Origin of the sequence: Arthrobacter sp. UYCo732 (genome assembly GCF_040547265.1) — a bacterium.
Taxonomy (GTDB): Bacteria; Actinomycetota; Actinomycetes; order Actinomycetales; family Micrococcaceae; genus Arthrobacter.
In genome coordinates this window covers 1-13,172 of sequence record NZ_JBEPPJ010000004.1, presented here as the reverse complement: position 1 = coordinate 13,172, position 13,172 = coordinate 1, and the positions used below count along the sequence as shown (strand labels likewise).

Below are 13,172 nucleotides of genomic sequence, written 5' to 3'. Positions count from 1 at the left end.
ATCTGGTTACGCTGGGAACTGATTGGGCTACGGTAATTATCAGTGAGCGCGTCTGCACCGTCCGATGCTGTCCCACAGAACAGGTATGACAGGGAATGGACCCAGCCATGATTGTGTTCCAGAGCGTCACCAAGCAGTATCAGCGCGGGCACCCGGCCGTGGACCAGCTCACCATGTCAATCGACCAGGGATCCATCACTGTTTTCGTCGGGCCGTCGGGCTGCGGCAAGACCACCTCGCTGCGGATGATCAACCGCATGGTGGAGCCGACGTCGGGCGTCATCACCGTGAACGGGCGTGACGTCACCACCGTTCCGGCCGCCGAACTGCGCAGGTCAATGGGCTACGTCATGCAGTCCTCCGGGCTCATGCCGCACCGATCCGTGCTGGATAACATCGCCACCGTGCCCCGGCTCAACGGTGTCTCCAAGACGGAGGCCCGCAAGCGCGCCACCGAACTGCTCGACGTCGTCGGGCTGACTTCATCACTGGGGAAGCGCTACCCGTCCCAGCTGTCCGGCGGCCAGCAGCAGCGCGTTGGCGTGGCCCGGGCGCTCGCAGCGGATCCACCGATCCTGCTGATGGATGAACCGTTCAGCGCCGTGGACCCGGTGGTGCGTGACGAACTGCAGCAGGAGCTCCTGAGGCTGCAGCAGGACCTCGCCAAGACCATCGTCTTCGTGACCCACGATATTGACGAGGCAACCATCCTGGGCGACAAGGTGGCGGTGTTCGCCGTCGGCGGCAAGCTGGCCCAGTACGCCACGCCGGAGGAAATCCTGCGGGCACCCGCCAATGACTTCGTGGCCTCCTTCGTGGGCCGGGACCGCGGCTTCCGCCACCTCGGGTTCACCACTTCCGACGCCGTGGCTATCCATCCGGTGCCCACGCTGGTGACACGCGCCGGGAAGTTCGACGGCGACCCCGCCGCGGTGACGGACTGGCAGCTTGTGGTGGATGGGGACATGCGGCCCCTGGGCTGGGCCCGGCCGGGAACGGACTCTGAGCTGATCCCGGGGGGTTCCCTGTTCCACCAGGGCGAATCCCTGCGGCGGGCACTTGACTCAGCGCTCTCGTCCCCTTCCGGCCAAGGCGTGGCAGTGGACGGCCGGGGACGTGTGCTGGGGGCCATCAGGGCACAGGAAGTCCTGGCTGTCATCGAGTCGGCCCGCCAGGTCAGGCAGGCTGCCCTCTGATGGACTGGTTCCTGGCAAACAGCGGCATGGTCCTGGAGCGGACCGGGCAGCATATTGTGCTGGCACTGGTCCCCATGGTCCTGGGGCTGGTGATTTCCATTCCCTTGGCGCAGGTGGCACGGATCCATACCGTGCTGCGGTCTGTTGTGGTGACGGCCAGCTCGTTGCTGTACACCATCCCGTCGCTGGCGCTGTTCATTATCCTGCCCTCCATCCTGGCAACGCGGATCCTGGATCCCGTCAACGTCGTTGTGGCGCTGACCATCTACGCCGTGGCGCTGCTGGTCCGCGCCGCCCTTGATGCCTTTGACTCGGTGGAAGAGGACCTCCGGCAGGCCGCCACCGCCATGGGATACAAACCCTGGCTCCGCTTCGTCCAGATCGACCTGCCGCTTTCCCTGCCGGTGATGTTTGCCGGGCTGCGGGTGGTCTCCGTGAGCAATATTTCCCTGGTGAGTGTCGCCGCGCTCCTGGGCGTGGGCAACCTCGGGATGCTGTTCACCGACGGACTGCAACGCTCGTTCGTGACCGAAGTGGTGGTGGGCATCCTCGCCATCCTGGTGCTCGCGCTCGTGATGGACGCCTTGCTGGTCCTCCTGGAGCGGCTGCTGACGCCGTGGACCCGCGCTGCCAAAGCTGCCGGTCCGTCAGGACCGGCCAGCGCACAGTACGTGGCCGACGCCAACGTCCATGCGGGGGCCGGCCCATGAGCAACATTTTCACCGACACCCTGGCCTGGATCGCGGCCCCCGCCCACTGGTCCGGCAGCTCCGGCATCCCGGCCCGCTTGGTGGAGCACCTCCAGTACAGCGGGCTGGTCCTGGTGATTGCCGCCGCCATCGCGGTTCCCGCGGGTCTGTACATTGGGCACACCGGCCGCGGCCGCGTGGTGGCTGTTGCCGTGGCGGGCGCGCTTCGTGCCCTGCCGACGCTGGGCCTGCTGGTCCTGTTCGCGCTGCTTGCCGGCAGCAGCCTGATGCCGCCGGTCTGGGCCCTGGTGATCCTCACGGTGCCGCCCCTCCTGGCCGGAACCTACGCGGGAATCGCCAGCGTGGACAGGGCCGTGGTTGATGCGGCGCGGGCCATGGGGATGACCGAGCTGCAGATCCTGTTCCGGGTTGAGCTGCCCAACGGCCTGCGGGTGATGTTCGGCGGCATCCGTACCGCTGTCCTGCAGGTCATCGCCACCGTATCGGTAGTGGCCTACCTGCCGCTGGGCGGGCTGGGCCGCTACCTCTTTGACGGGCTGGTCCTGCAGGACTTCCCGCGGATGCTGGCCGGGTCGCTGCTCATCGCAGGGCTTGCCATCGTGTTTGACCTCATCCTGGCCATGGTGCAAAGAACCCTTCTTTCGCCGGGCCTCAAGACCGATCCCAGCGGTGGCCGGACGGCCACCGCTGATCTCTCAGTTGCCGCGCCCGCGCCAGCTGCTGTTCAAGGAGGCACCGCATGAAAGACAACATCCGGACAACCGTCACCCGCCGGGGACTGGCCGGCCTGGCCGCCGGCGTCGGCCTCGCCGTGGCGCTGACTGCCTGCGGCGGCAGCGACCCCCTGGCCACGCCCAGCACCAGCGCCACCACCGGAGGCAGCGGGGGCGGCTCGCTGATTGTCGGCTCGGCCGACTTCCCGGAGAGCCAGATCGTGGCCGAGATCTACGCCGGCGCCCTGAGCGCCGCGGGCATCACGGCAACCACCAAGCCAAACATCGGCGCCCGCGAAATCTACTTCAAAGCTGTCCAGGACGGATCAATTGACCTGGTCCCGGACTACTCCGGCAACCTGCTCTCGCACGTGGATCCTAAGGCCGCCGAAGTCTCGGCCGAGGACATTTACAAGGCGCTGCCCGGGAAACTGCCCCAAGGCTTGGCGGTCCTCGAAGCATCCAAGGCAGAGTCCAAGGACGCCATGGTGGTTACCAAAGCCACCACCGAAAAGTACCAGCTGAAGTCCATCGAGGACCTCGCCAAAGTCTGCAAGGACCTGACCATGGCGGCACCGGCAACGTTCGAAACCCGGGCCTATGGCTTCCCGGGCCTCAAAGCGAACTACGGCTGTGAACTGAAGGCGCTGAAGCCCTTCAGCGACGGCGGCGGCAACCTGACCCTGCAGGCCCTGCTGACCAATGACGTCCAGGTAGCTGACATTTACACCACCACGCCGGCCATCGCGGACAACGACCTGGTGGTGCTGGAAGATCCCAAGAACAACTTCAAGGCCCAGCAGGTGCTGCCCCTGTACAACACGGCAAAAATGACGGACAAGGCCAAGGAAGCGCTCAACGGCGTCTCCAAGATCCTGACCACGGATGACCTGGTTAACCTCAACCGCGCCGTCAGTGGAAGCCAGAAGCAGAACCCCAAGGACGCAGCTGCCAGTTGGCTAAAGGACAAGGGCATCGTTAAGTAGCACTCGGCGTCTTGCGGTAAACCACGACGGCGGCTGCCGGACCCACACGGGACGGCGGCCGCCGTCGTACCCCCGTTGAGTTTTTGTCCAGATAATCCCCGGAAACCTGTCTAATATCGCCGATAAGTGGACAAAAACTCGGGGGACGATGGTGAGTGAGGTCTCAACGGAAGTACATCCGTCCTGTGGCATATTTGATGAATGGCAGAATTCAAGCAGTCCACCAAGCTTCACAACGTCCTTTACGACATCCGTGGACCGATTCTTCAGGCCGCCCAGCAGATGGAGGCGGAGGGTCACCGGATCCTCAAACTGAACATCGGAAACCCGGCACCGTTTGGATTTGAAGCGCCGGACGCCATCCTGGTGGACATGATCCGCCACTTGCCGCATGCCCAGGGCTACAGCGATTCCCGCGGCATCTTCTCTGCCCGCACCGCCGTCTCGCAGTACTACCAGACCCGCGGCATCCAGAACATCCACGTGGACGACATCTACCTGGGCAACGGCGTCAGTGAACTCATCACCATGTCCCTGATGGCGCTGCTCAACGACGGCGACGAAGTCCTCATCCCGACGCCCGACTACCCGCTGTGGACCGCCTCCGTTGCCCTCGCCAGCGGCAAGCCCGTGCACTACCTCTGCGATGAGGACTCAGGGTGGCAGCCGGATCTCGATGACATGGAAGCCAAGATCACGCCCCGTACCAAGGGCATCGTGGTGATCAACCCCAACAACCCCACCGGCGCCGTCTACCCGGCGGAGACGCTGAAGAAGATCGTGGCACTGGCCGAGAAGCACGGTCTCATCATCTTTTCCGACGAGATCTACGAAAAGATCCTGTACGAAGATGCCGTGCACACCAACCTGGCCGCGCTGACGGGCGACGACGTGCTGTGCCTGACCTTCAGCGGGCTGTCCAAGGCCTACCGCGTCTGCGGCTACCGGGCAGGGTGGATGGCCATTTCCGGGCCTAAAAAGGACGCAGCGGACTATCTGGAGGGCATCAGCCTGCTCGCCAACATGCGCCTATGCGCCAATGTCCCGGCCCAGCACGCCATCCAGACGGCGCTTGGCGGCTACCAGAGCATCAACGACCTGATCCTACCTGGCGGCCGCCTGCTGGAGCAGCGGAACAAGGCCTATGACATGCTCAACGCCATTCCCGGGGTCAGCACGCAGCAGGCCCGGGGCGCCATGTACCTCTTCCCGAAGCTCGATCCCGAGGTATTCCACATCCGTGACGACGAGAAGTTCGTCCTGGACCTGCTGCGTGAGCAGAAGATCCTGGTTTCTCACGGCCGGGCCTTCAACTGGGTCCGCCCGGACCACTTCCGGATGGTCACCCTGCCGCTGGTGAAGGACCTGGAGGAGGCCATCAACCGCATGGGGGACTTCCTGAGCCGGTACAAAGGGAACTAGCCTGTGGTGACGTGCACGCTTGGCACGTTGAACCTTGGAAAGGACCGTCCGTGGCCCGTGTTGTTGAGTTTGAGAAGCATCCTTCCGAGACACTGAGGGTGGGGAAGGGTTTTTCGCTTGCCGATGCTGATCCTGAGGCGACGCCCGGCTTCAAGGGCAATAAGGCCAATGGCGAAGCACTTTTGGCTGACCTGGACGGAAAGCTCTCCACCCTCCAGGAAATGCTCTTCGCGGAATCCCGGTTCGGCGGGCGGAATCGGATCCTCCTGGTGCTGCAGGCCATGGACACCGCAGGCAAAGGCGGGATTGTCAATCACGTGATGGCCACCATGAACCCGCAGGGTGTCCAGTTCAAAGCATTCAAAGCGCCCACGGAGGAGGAAAAGTCCTACGACTTCCTCTGGCGCATCGAGAAAGCTGTTCCCGCCGCGGGCATGGTGGGCATCTTCGACCGCTCCCACTACGAGGACGTCCTGATCCACAGGGTCCACAACTGGGCGACTCCCGATGAAATCAAGCGCCGCTACCGGGCCATCAACGAGTTCGAGCGGCGGCAGAGTGACGCGGGCACCAAGATCATCAAAGTGATGCTTAACATCAGCAGGGACCAGCAAAAGGCCCGGCTCCTGGCCAGACTGGAGGATCCCGCCAAGCACTGGAAGTACAGCAGCGGTGACCTGCAGGAGAGGGCCTTCTGGCAGGACTACGTCGACGCCTACCAGGCCGTATTTGATGAGACCAACAAGGACTACGCTCCATGGCATGTGATTCCGGCGAACAAGAAATGGTACGCCAGGATCGCCGTGCAGCAACTGGTGTTGGGCGCGCTGTCCGAGATGAAGCTTGAATGGCCCAAGGCCGAGTTCGACGTTCCGGTGGAACGCGAGTTGGTGGAGCGGTCCTGAACCCGTGAGCTGAGCCCGGTTTGCCGGTCAGGGTCAGAGCGGCTGGTCGCGGGCTGCGGCGAGGCGCTTGCGGGCACCCTCCAACCATTCCTCGCACCGCTTGGCCAAGGCTTCCCCGCGTTCCCAGAGCGCCAGCGACTCTTCCAGGCTGGCGCCGCCGGCCTCCAGTTTGCTGACCACCTGGACCAGCTGCTCCCGGGCTTCCTCATAGCTCAGGGCATCGATTTCGGGATGAGTTTTAGTCTCAGGCATCTGCTTCTCCTTGTTGAAGTTCCCCGGTGGATGTGGCGCCAAACTGGCCTTGGGCGACCCGAACCGAGAGTGCGGCACCAGCCGGTGCCTCTGACGGGTTGCGAACCACGGCGTGGCCGGCGGCTTCCGTGGCCCGGGCGGGCCGGCCATTGGCGAGCTCCACTACGGCGTAGCCGCGGTCCAGGGTTTTTTGTGGTGACAGGGAGCGCACCTGGGCCTGCAGGTGCACCAGTTGGTCAGCGGCCCGCACCACCGTGGTGCTGACGGCCGCCGATGATCGACTGAGGAGCCGTTCAATTTCCTCCGAGCGCACAGTGACCATTCCCTCGGGGCTGGCCAGCACGGGCCGGGAATGGAGTGAGGCGAGCCTGTCCGTCTCCCGTTCCACCAGCCTGCCGATGCACCGGCGCAGGTATTCCCGCGCCTGGCGCACACTGGCCAGTTCCTCGGTGACGTCAGGCACAATCCGCTTGGCAGCATCAGTGGGCGTGGACGCTCGGAGATCGGCAACGTCGTCGAGCAGCGGCCGGTCAGCTTCGTGCCCGATGGCGCTGACCACCGGGGTGGCCGCAGCCGCCACGGCACGGATCAGCTCCTCGCTGTTGAAGGGCAGCAGGTCCTCCAGAGCTCCGCCGCCCCGGGCAATGACGATGACGTCCACGTCGGGGCGGGCGTCCAGCTCCCGAAGGGCACGGACGATCTGCGACACCGCGGTGTTGCCTTGGACGGCAACCTCACGGATCTCGAATTCCACGGCGGGCCAGCGCAGCGCGGCATTTTGGAGAACGTCTTTTTTGGCGTCCGAGTCCCGCCCGGTGATCAGTCCAATCCGGTGGGGGAGCAGCGGGAGCGGCTTTTTGCGGGACTCGGCAAAAAGCCCTTCGGCGGCGAGGGCCTGGCGCAGCCGTTCGATCCGGGCCAGGAGATCACCGAGGCCAACAGGCCGGATATCCCTGACTTGCATGTTGAGGCGGCCGGTCTTCAGCCAGAACTCCGGCTTGAGCAGGGCCACCACGCGGGAGCCGCGTTCCAGCGGCATGTTCTGGCGGTCAAGGACTTTCGTCCAGACGGAGGCGGGCAGGGAAACTTCCGCGTCCACGTCCCGCAGGGTGAGGTAGGCGTTGCCGCCGCGGCGGTTCATTTCGATGACCTGGCCCTCGACCCAGGCCGCAGGCGCGCGGTCGATGTGGAACTTGAGTTTCTGGGACAGCAGCTGCAACGGCCAGGGATTGTCCGGGGTGGTCTCGGCGGCGGTGGCCGGCAGCGTTGTGGCAGCAGCGCCTGGTAGGGCAGCCTGTTCAGACATGCGCGCTGCCCGGGGAAGCTGTGGCTTGCGGCATGGCAGTCCTTTGTTCGGCAAGTGCAGGTACGGCTTATGGATAAGGTTGAATGGCGGCCGTCATTCAACCTTATCCATAAGCTGTACCACCCGGGACTGACATCCACTGTCCAGGAACCGGTCCTATGATGGCTGTGCCGCCGCCAACCTGTGAGGAGCTGTTTTGCGCACCTTTGTCTCAGCCGTAGCCGCCGTTCTGGGCCTCCTGCTCTCAGCCGCGGCAATTCCGGCGATCTGGGCTGACCGAAACATCGTGCAGGAGGACGGCTTTGTGGCGCTGGCAGCACCGCTCGGGCAGGACGCCGGGTTCCAGCAGCGGCTTGCGGCGGCCACGGTAGGCACCATCGATACCGGCGCCATCCCCGATGCCCTGGCTGGCCTTGTGAGGCCCGTGCTGGAAGCGGCAGTCGGAAAGCTGACAGGCCTGCCCGGTTACCCGGCGGCGTGGGAAGAGACACTCCGCAAGAGCCACCGGCTCAGTTTTACCGATCCCGCGTCGCTGCCTCCCGAAGCGGACACGTCCTCGTCCCTCACCCTGGACATAGCACCCCTGGTGGCGCTGGCGACGGACGAACTCTCGCGCGCAACCGGACTGCCGCTTGACGCGCCGGAACAGACCCTAATCAGCGTCGGACAGTCGGACCAGCGCCAACTGGTCGAGCGGGTGTCCGCCTACGCTCCGCTGGGTTACCCGGTGGCCATCGGGGCTGGAATCGCCTTTGCGCTGGCGCTGGTTGCTGCCCGCCGGCGGTGGTCAGTACTGGCCAGCATGGGCTTCGGAGCCTTGGTGCTGGCAGGCCTGTGGACCTTGGCCTCCCAAGCGGCGCGCAAGGCCGTGCTGGGCACAGCGAGCGGAAACGACGTTGCGGACATGTTCAAAGACGCGTTTGTGGCGGCTGCTTCAGCCAGCTTCGAATCCTGGGTCACGGGCACAATCGTTGCCGGCGGTGCGCTTCTCGCGGCGGCCCTTGCGACCAGGGTCGCTTCACCGGGGCAGCGGCGCCCCAGCCGGTAGCATGGAGGCATGACTCCCTCCGCAGTTTCCCTCTCGATGCCAACTGTCCCGCGAAGGCGGCGCTCGCCTGAGGAAGTATCCGCCGCGGCGCCGGTGTCCGGCCCCAAGAAGGTCCTCCTCGCCGCTCCCCGGGGTTATTGCGCCGGCGTGGACCGGGCTGTCATTGCCGTGGAAAAGGCCTTGGAACACTATGGCCCGCCCGTATACGTCCGCAAGCAGATTGTGCATAACGTCCACGTGGTGAGCTCGCTCGAGGAGCAGGGTGCCATCTTTGTGGACGAAACCGACGAAGTGCCCGAAGGCGCCCTCGTCATCTTCTCGGCCCACGGTGTCTCACCCGCCGTCGTCCAGTCCGCCGAGGATCGTGGACTGCGCACCATCGACGCCACCTGCCCCCTGGTGACCAAGGTCCATAAGGAAGCCGTCAGGTTCGCCAAGGACGACTTCGATATCCTGCTGATCGGCCACGACGGCCATGAGGAAGTTGAAGGAACCGCGGGCGAAGCCCCGGAACACATCCAGATCATCAACGGCCCACACGAAGTGGACAAGGTGACCGTCAGGGATCCGGAAAAGGTCATCTGGCTTTCCCAGACCACTCTGAGCGTGGACGAGACGATGGAAACCGTCCGGCTGCTGAAGGAGCGGTTCCCCACACTTCAGGATCCGCCCAGCGACGACATCTGCTACGCCACCACCAACCGCCAGGTGGCCATCAAGAAGATCTCGCCCCACGCGGACCTGGTCATTGTGGTTGGGTCAGCCAATTCTTCGAACTCGGTCCGGCTGGTTGAGGTTGCCCTCGAATATGGCGCCAAGGCCTCATACCGGGTGGACTTTGCCAACGAAGTGGACGAGGCCTGGTTTGAGGGCGTCGCCACTGTGGGCGTTACCTCCGGAGCTTCCGTTCCTGAGGTCCTGGTCACGGACGTCCTGCGTCTGCTGGCCGACTACGGGTACGGCTCCGTGCAAGAAGTTGTCACTGCCGAGGAAGATCTCCTGTTCTCGTTGCCCAAGGAACTCCGCGCAACCCTGAAGGAAGCCGGCGACGTCAGCCGCGCCCTCGGCGGACGCCGGTCCCGCGACTGACGCGCCCAACCCCTCCCGGCGGCGGGCTGCGCCCCTCCACCCGGGGGCGGTCTGCCGGCCTCAGGATGTTGGCGTCAGGCTGCAGCCTCGTCCTGCTGAAGCTCGGGCGCGGCCAGCGAACGCGGGGTCACCTCGAGCGCGGCAGGGGTTGTCAGCAGACCGGATTCGTCCATGGCATTGAGCTTCCGGGCAGTGGGCAGAATCCGCGCCTCAAGGGTGCCGACCATCGAGTTGTAGCGGTCCACCGACGACTTCAGGGACGAACCCAGCTTCCCCACGTTCTCGCCCAGGGTTCCCATGCGTTCGTACAGCTGGCGGGCGAGGTCGAACAGTTCGCGTGCACTGTCAGTCAGCACGTCCTGGCGCCATGTGAAGGCCACCGATTTCAGCACGGCCAAAAGTGTGCCCGGCGAGGCCAGGACTACATTCCTGGACAAGGCATGGTCCAGGAGCGTCGCATCCGCCGTAAGTGCTGCTGCGAGGATCGATTCCGCCGGCAGGAAGCAGATCACCAGCTCCGGGGAGTTGCCGGGAATGTCCCAGTATTTCTTGTTGCTGAGCGCATCCACGTGGGCGCGCAACGCCTTTGCGTGGGCAGCGAGCAGCGCCTGCTGGGACGCGTTGCTCCGGGCGGTTCCGGGACCGTTGAGTGTAGAGTGCTCCGGACCTGTGCCCGAGCCCAGTTCCTGTGCTTCGAGATACGAGGACAGTGGCACCTTGGCGTCCACCACCAGCTGCTTCTGGCCCGGAAGCTGGACCACCAGGTCGGGTCGGATAGTGGACTCGCCGCCCGCGCTGTGGACCTGTTCGAGGAAATCGACGTGCTTCAGCATCCCCGAGGCTTCCACGACGCGGCGCAGCTGCACCTCACCCCACTGCCCGCGGGCGCTGTTGGAGCGGAGGGCTGATTCGAGGGCATGGGTGGATCGGATCAGCTGCGCATCGGACAGCCGGGCCTCCTGCAGCTGCTGCGCCAGCTGGCCATACTGCTCCAAGCGGTCCCGCTCCAGCAGCGCCACCTGCTGCTGCACTGCAGTCAGTTTCTCCGCCACGGGGGCGAGGGCGCGAAGCACGTTTCCGTCCTGGCTGCGGGCCTCCCCAAGTTCCCGGTTCTGCATGTTGAGGAGCCGGCGTTCGGCGTCGGCCGCCGCGAACTGGACGTTGACTTCGGAGAGGCGAGCCGAGACGGCATCGAAATCCTCTTCGAGTGCGCCGGTGCGCCGGCGGAAGAACAGGTAGGTGGCTGTCGCGCCGGCGAGGGCACCGAGCAGCAGCATCAACAGGGCAAGAATCAGGGCGAGAGCATCCATAGCCTCACTGTGGCACGGCCCTCTGACAATTTACGGAAGCGACATATTCCAGTGGGTGTTCCACGGGCTCCGGACCACCCGGGCACCGCCGTCGGACCCGCTGGGGCCCTCGCGCCCCGCAACCGGTAGAATCAATGATCGTGGCTCTTACTATTGGCATCGTCGGACTGCCCAACGTCGGCAAATCAACTCTCTTCAACGCACTGACCCGCAACCAGGTCCTGGCAGCGAACTATCCGTTCGCCACCATCGAACCCAATGTGGGAGTAGTTAACCTGCCGGATCCCCGGCTCCAGCAGCTTGCGGAGATCTTCGGCTCCCAGCGCCTGCTGCCCGCCCCGGTGTCTTTCGTCGATATCGCCGGCATCGTGAAGGGTGCGTCCGAGGGCGAAGGCCTGGGCAACAAATTCCTGGCCAACATCCGCGAGGCCGAGGCCATTGCCCAGGTAGTGCGCGTGTTTGATGACCCCGATGTCATCCACGTGGACGGCAAGGTGGATCCACGCTCGGACATGGAGACCATCAACACCGAGCTGATCCTGGCTGACCTTCAGACCATCGAAAACGCTATTCCGCGGATCGAAAAAGAAGTCAAGATCAAGAAGCGGGAAGCCGTCGAACTTGCAGCCATCAAGGCGGCCCAGGCGGTCCTGGAACGCGGCGACACAGTCTTTTCCTCTATTAAGAGCGACAAGCTGGAGATGGAGCACCTCAAGGAGCTCAGTCTCCTCACCGCCAAGCCTTTCATCTACGTCTTTAACGCAGACGAAGGCATCCTCGGCAGCCCCGAAAAGCAGGAAGAGCTGCGCGCACTGGTTGCGCCGGCAGACGCCATCTTCCTCGACGCGAAGCTCGAGTCCGACCTCGTGGAGCTGGACGAGGAAGAGGCCCGCGAGATGCTTGAAATGAATGGCCAGGATGAGTCCGGGTTGGACCAGTTGGCGCGCGTGGGATTCCACACCCTTGGCCTCCAGACCTACCTCACGGCCGGTCCCAAGGAAACGCGAGCCTGGACCATCCACCGGGGCGACACCGCCCCGCAGGCAGCCGGCGTTATCCACTCCGATTTCCAGCGCGGTTTCATCAAAGCCGAAGTGGTTTCCTTCGACGACCTCATCGAGGCCGGCTCCATGGCGGTAGCCAAGTCCCGCGGCAAGGTCCGCATCGAAGGCAAAGAATACGTGATGGCCGACGGCGACGTGGTGGAGTTTAGGTTTAACGTATAGTTAACTGAGTTCACGAAACGGCCCCATCTGCTTCGGCATACGGGGCCGTTTCTGTTTGTGCGATTTAAGTTCCCGCGGATTCTGGGTGTCAGTTGCGCAATCGGTGTGTGTTCATCCGTGCGGCATGAAACCTGGGCGCTTCACCCCGGGGGTGCGCGTGAAGACTGCCTCGCTGCATGGGGGAATACCGCAGCCGTCCAACGTCAGCCAACCGACTCGCGCAGGGCTACCTGCCGCACGTGATTTAGGATCTACCCATGACGAATCTTCAGGGGGTGGTTGTTCTGGTAGTCGGCGCGACCGGAGGGCTCGGCTCGCGGATCGCCGCTCAGCTGGAGAGTAACGGCGCCATCGTCGCCCGGTCGTCAAAGTCTGCGGGGCACGATCTACGCGAACCCTCTGTGATTCGGGAGGTGCTTGATGCCACGAATGCGCAGCACGGACGTCTCGACGGGCTAGTGGTTGCGTCGGGGGTCGTCGCCTTCGGCGCCGCATCAGACCTTGCCCCTGCGACGGTGGACGAACTATTCGCGGTGAACACGACCAGTGCGATCCAGCTCATTACCCAGAGCCAGCCCTACCTCGCGGCCTCGGCACGTGACGGCCGAGAGCCCTTTGTGGTAACTCTGAGCGGCGTTGTCGCTGAGACTCCCGTCGCCGGTCTGGCAGCGTACTCGGCGTCGAAATCGGCGCTCGCCGCCTTCGTTGTCGCAGCGGCGCGCGAGTATCGTCGCACGGGCATCCGCATCGTGGATGCTCGCCCAGGCCACACTGGCACCGCGCTGTCCGAGCACCCGATCGCCGGGTCAGCGCCGCGGTTCGGAGCGGCGCTGGATCCAGACCTCGTGGCAGCGCGGATCATCACCGCAATCGTCGATGGCGAGATGGATCTGCCCAGCACCGCCTTCTGATCGGAAAATGAGGTGACCTTCCTGCGGTCTGTGCAGGGGTGGTCTCCGGCGGGGTGGTGGCGCTGAAGCGGGTGGTGTGGGTTTGTGGGTCAGGCTGC

13 protein-coding genes are annotated in these 13,172 nt (G+C 64.4%); 10 read left to right on the top strand and 3 right to left on the bottom strand.

The window, feature by feature from the left end:
• Window positions 1–95 precede the first annotated feature (95 nt).
• The 6 genes from ABIB45_RS08025 to ABIB45_RS08000 all read left to right on the top strand — a co-directional run bounded on the left by ABIB45_RS08025 (window position 96) and on the right by ABIB45_RS08000 (window position 5,932).
• Window positions 96–1,196 (top strand): ABC transporter ATP-binding protein, encoded by a 1,101-nt coding sequence (locus tag ABIB45_RS08025; RefSeq protein WP_354215385.1) that lies wholly within the window; start codon window positions 96–98, stop codon window positions 1,194–1,196.
• Entirely contained in the window at window positions 1,196–1,906 is a 711-nt protein-coding gene (locus ABIB45_RS08020) for an ABC transporter permease (protein ID WP_354215384.1), read from the top strand. The genes ABIB45_RS08025 and ABIB45_RS08020 overlap by 1 nt, the downstream gene beginning before the upstream one ends.
• On the top strand, window positions 1,903–2,649 hold the full coding sequence (locus tag ABIB45_RS08015; RefSeq protein ID WP_354215383.1) for an ABC transporter permease: 747 nt from the start codon (window positions 1,903–1,905) through the stop codon (window positions 2,647–2,649). The genes ABIB45_RS08020 and ABIB45_RS08015 overlap by 4 nt, the downstream gene beginning before the upstream one ends.
• Window positions 2,646–3,605: an ABC transporter substrate-binding protein gene (locus ABIB45_RS08010; protein ID WP_354215382.1), complete on the top strand. Its 960-nt coding sequence runs from the start codon at window positions 2,646–2,648 to the stop codon at window positions 3,603–3,605. Before ABIB45_RS08015 ends, ABIB45_RS08010 begins: the two co-directional genes overlap by 4 nt.
• Window positions 3,606–3,806: 201 nt before the next feature.
• Window positions 3,807–5,027 (top strand): pyridoxal phosphate-dependent aminotransferase, encoded by a 1,221-nt coding sequence (locus ABIB45_RS08005; protein WP_354215381.1) that lies wholly within the window; start codon window positions 3,807–3,809, stop codon window positions 5,025–5,027.
• A gap of 50 nt (window positions 5,028–5,077) precedes the next feature.
• Complete coding sequence (locus ABIB45_RS08000) at window positions 5,078–5,932, top strand: PPK2 family polyphosphate kinase (protein WP_354215380.1); 855 nt, start codon at window positions 5,078–5,080, stop codon at window positions 5,930–5,932.
• Window positions 5,933–5,965: 33 nt separating this feature from the next.
• On the opposite strand, the gene ABIB45_RS07995 is transcribed toward ABIB45_RS08000, so the two are convergent.
• Complete coding sequence (locus tag ABIB45_RS07995) at window positions 5,966–6,184, bottom strand: exodeoxyribonuclease VII small subunit (protein ID WP_354215379.1); 219 nt, start codon at window positions 6,182–6,184, stop codon at window positions 5,966–5,968.
• The gene (xseA, locus tag ABIB45_RS07990) at window positions 6,177–7,490 is read right to left on the bottom strand and encodes an exodeoxyribonuclease VII large subunit (protein WP_354215378.1); all 1,314 of its coding nucleotides are present in this window, start codon (window positions 7,488–7,490) and stop codon (window positions 6,177–6,179) included. Before xseA ends, ABIB45_RS07995 begins: the two co-directional genes overlap by 8 nt.
• 196 nt (window positions 7,491–7,686) lie before the next feature.
• Here xseA and ABIB45_RS07985 point away from each other — a divergent pair, with 196 nt between their 5' ends.
• Together ABIB45_RS07985 and ABIB45_RS07980 are read left to right on the top strand one after the other, a co-directional pair.
• Complete coding sequence (locus ABIB45_RS07985) at window positions 7,687–8,538, top strand: hypothetical protein (protein ID WP_354215377.1); 852 nt, start codon at window positions 7,687–7,689, stop codon at window positions 8,536–8,538.
• 9 nt (window positions 8,539–8,547) lie between these two features.
• Window positions 8,548–9,627, top strand: coding sequence for a 4-hydroxy-3-methylbut-2-enyl diphosphate reductase (locus ABIB45_RS07980; RefSeq protein ID WP_354215376.1), 1,080 nt, complete (start codon window positions 8,548–8,550; stop codon window positions 9,625–9,627).
• A gap of 74 nt (window positions 9,628–9,701) precedes the next feature.
• Here ABIB45_RS07980 and ABIB45_RS07975 read toward each other — a convergent pair whose 3' ends face one another.
• On the bottom strand, window positions 9,702–10,937 hold the full coding sequence (locus ABIB45_RS07975; protein ID WP_354215375.1) for a DNA recombination protein RmuC: 1,236 nt from the start codon (window positions 10,935–10,937) through the stop codon (window positions 9,702–9,704).
• A 140-nt stretch (window positions 10,938–11,077) separates the two neighbouring features.
• Here ABIB45_RS07975 and ychF point away from each other — a divergent pair, with 140 nt between their 5' ends.
• Together ychF and ABIB45_RS07965 are read left to right on the top strand one after the other, a co-directional pair.
• Window positions 11,078–12,163 carry a redox-regulated ATPase YchF gene (gene ychF, locus ABIB45_RS07970; RefSeq protein ID WP_354215374.1) on the top strand — a complete coding sequence of 362 codons (1,086 nt, stop codon included), beginning with the start codon at window positions 11,078–11,080 and terminating at the stop codon, window positions 12,161–12,163.
• 257 nt (window positions 12,164–12,420) lie between these two features.
• On the top strand, window positions 12,421–13,074 hold the full coding sequence (locus ABIB45_RS07965) for an SDR family NAD(P)-dependent oxidoreductase (protein WP_354215373.1): 654 nt from the start codon (window positions 12,421–12,423) through the stop codon (window positions 13,072–13,074).
• Window positions 13,075–13,172: the final 98 nt, after the last annotated feature.

Coding starts and splice junctions, on each gene's coding strand:
- ABIB45_RS07965 (WP_354215373.1), top strand. CDS start 12,421: ATGACGAATCTTCAGGGGGTGGTTGTTCTGGTAGTCGGCGCGACCGGA.
- ABIB45_RS08020 (WP_354215384.1), top strand. CDS start 1,196: ATGGACTGGTTCCTGGCAAACAGCGGCATGGTCCTGGAGCGGACCGGG.
- ABIB45_RS07980 (WP_354215376.1), top strand. CDS start 8,548: ATGACTCCCTCCGCAGTTTCCCTCTCGATGCCAACTGTCCCGCGAAGG.
- ABIB45_RS07995 (WP_354215379.1), bottom strand. CDS start 6,184: ATGCCTGAGACTAAAACTCATCCCGAAATCGATGCCCTGAGCTATGAG.
- ABIB45_RS08025 (WP_354215385.1), top strand. CDS start 96: ATGGACCCAGCCATGATTGTGTTCCAGAGCGTCACCAAGCAGTATCAG.
- ABIB45_RS08010 (WP_354215382.1), top strand. CDS start 2,646: ATGAAAGACAACATCCGGACAACCGTCACCCGCCGGGGACTGGCCGGC.
- xseA (WP_354215378.1), bottom strand. CDS start 7,490: ATGTCTGAACAGGCTGCCCTACCAGGCGCTGCTGCCACAACGCTGCCG.
- ABIB45_RS08005 (WP_354215381.1), top strand. CDS start 3,807: ATGGCAGAATTCAAGCAGTCCACCAAGCTTCACAACGTCCTTTACGAC.
- ABIB45_RS08015 (WP_354215383.1), top strand. CDS start 1,903: ATGAGCAACATTTTCACCGACACCCTGGCCTGGATCGCGGCCCCCGCC.
- ABIB45_RS07975 (WP_354215375.1), bottom strand. CDS start 10,937: ATGGATGCTCTCGCCCTGATTCTTGCCCTGTTGATGCTGCTGCTCGGT.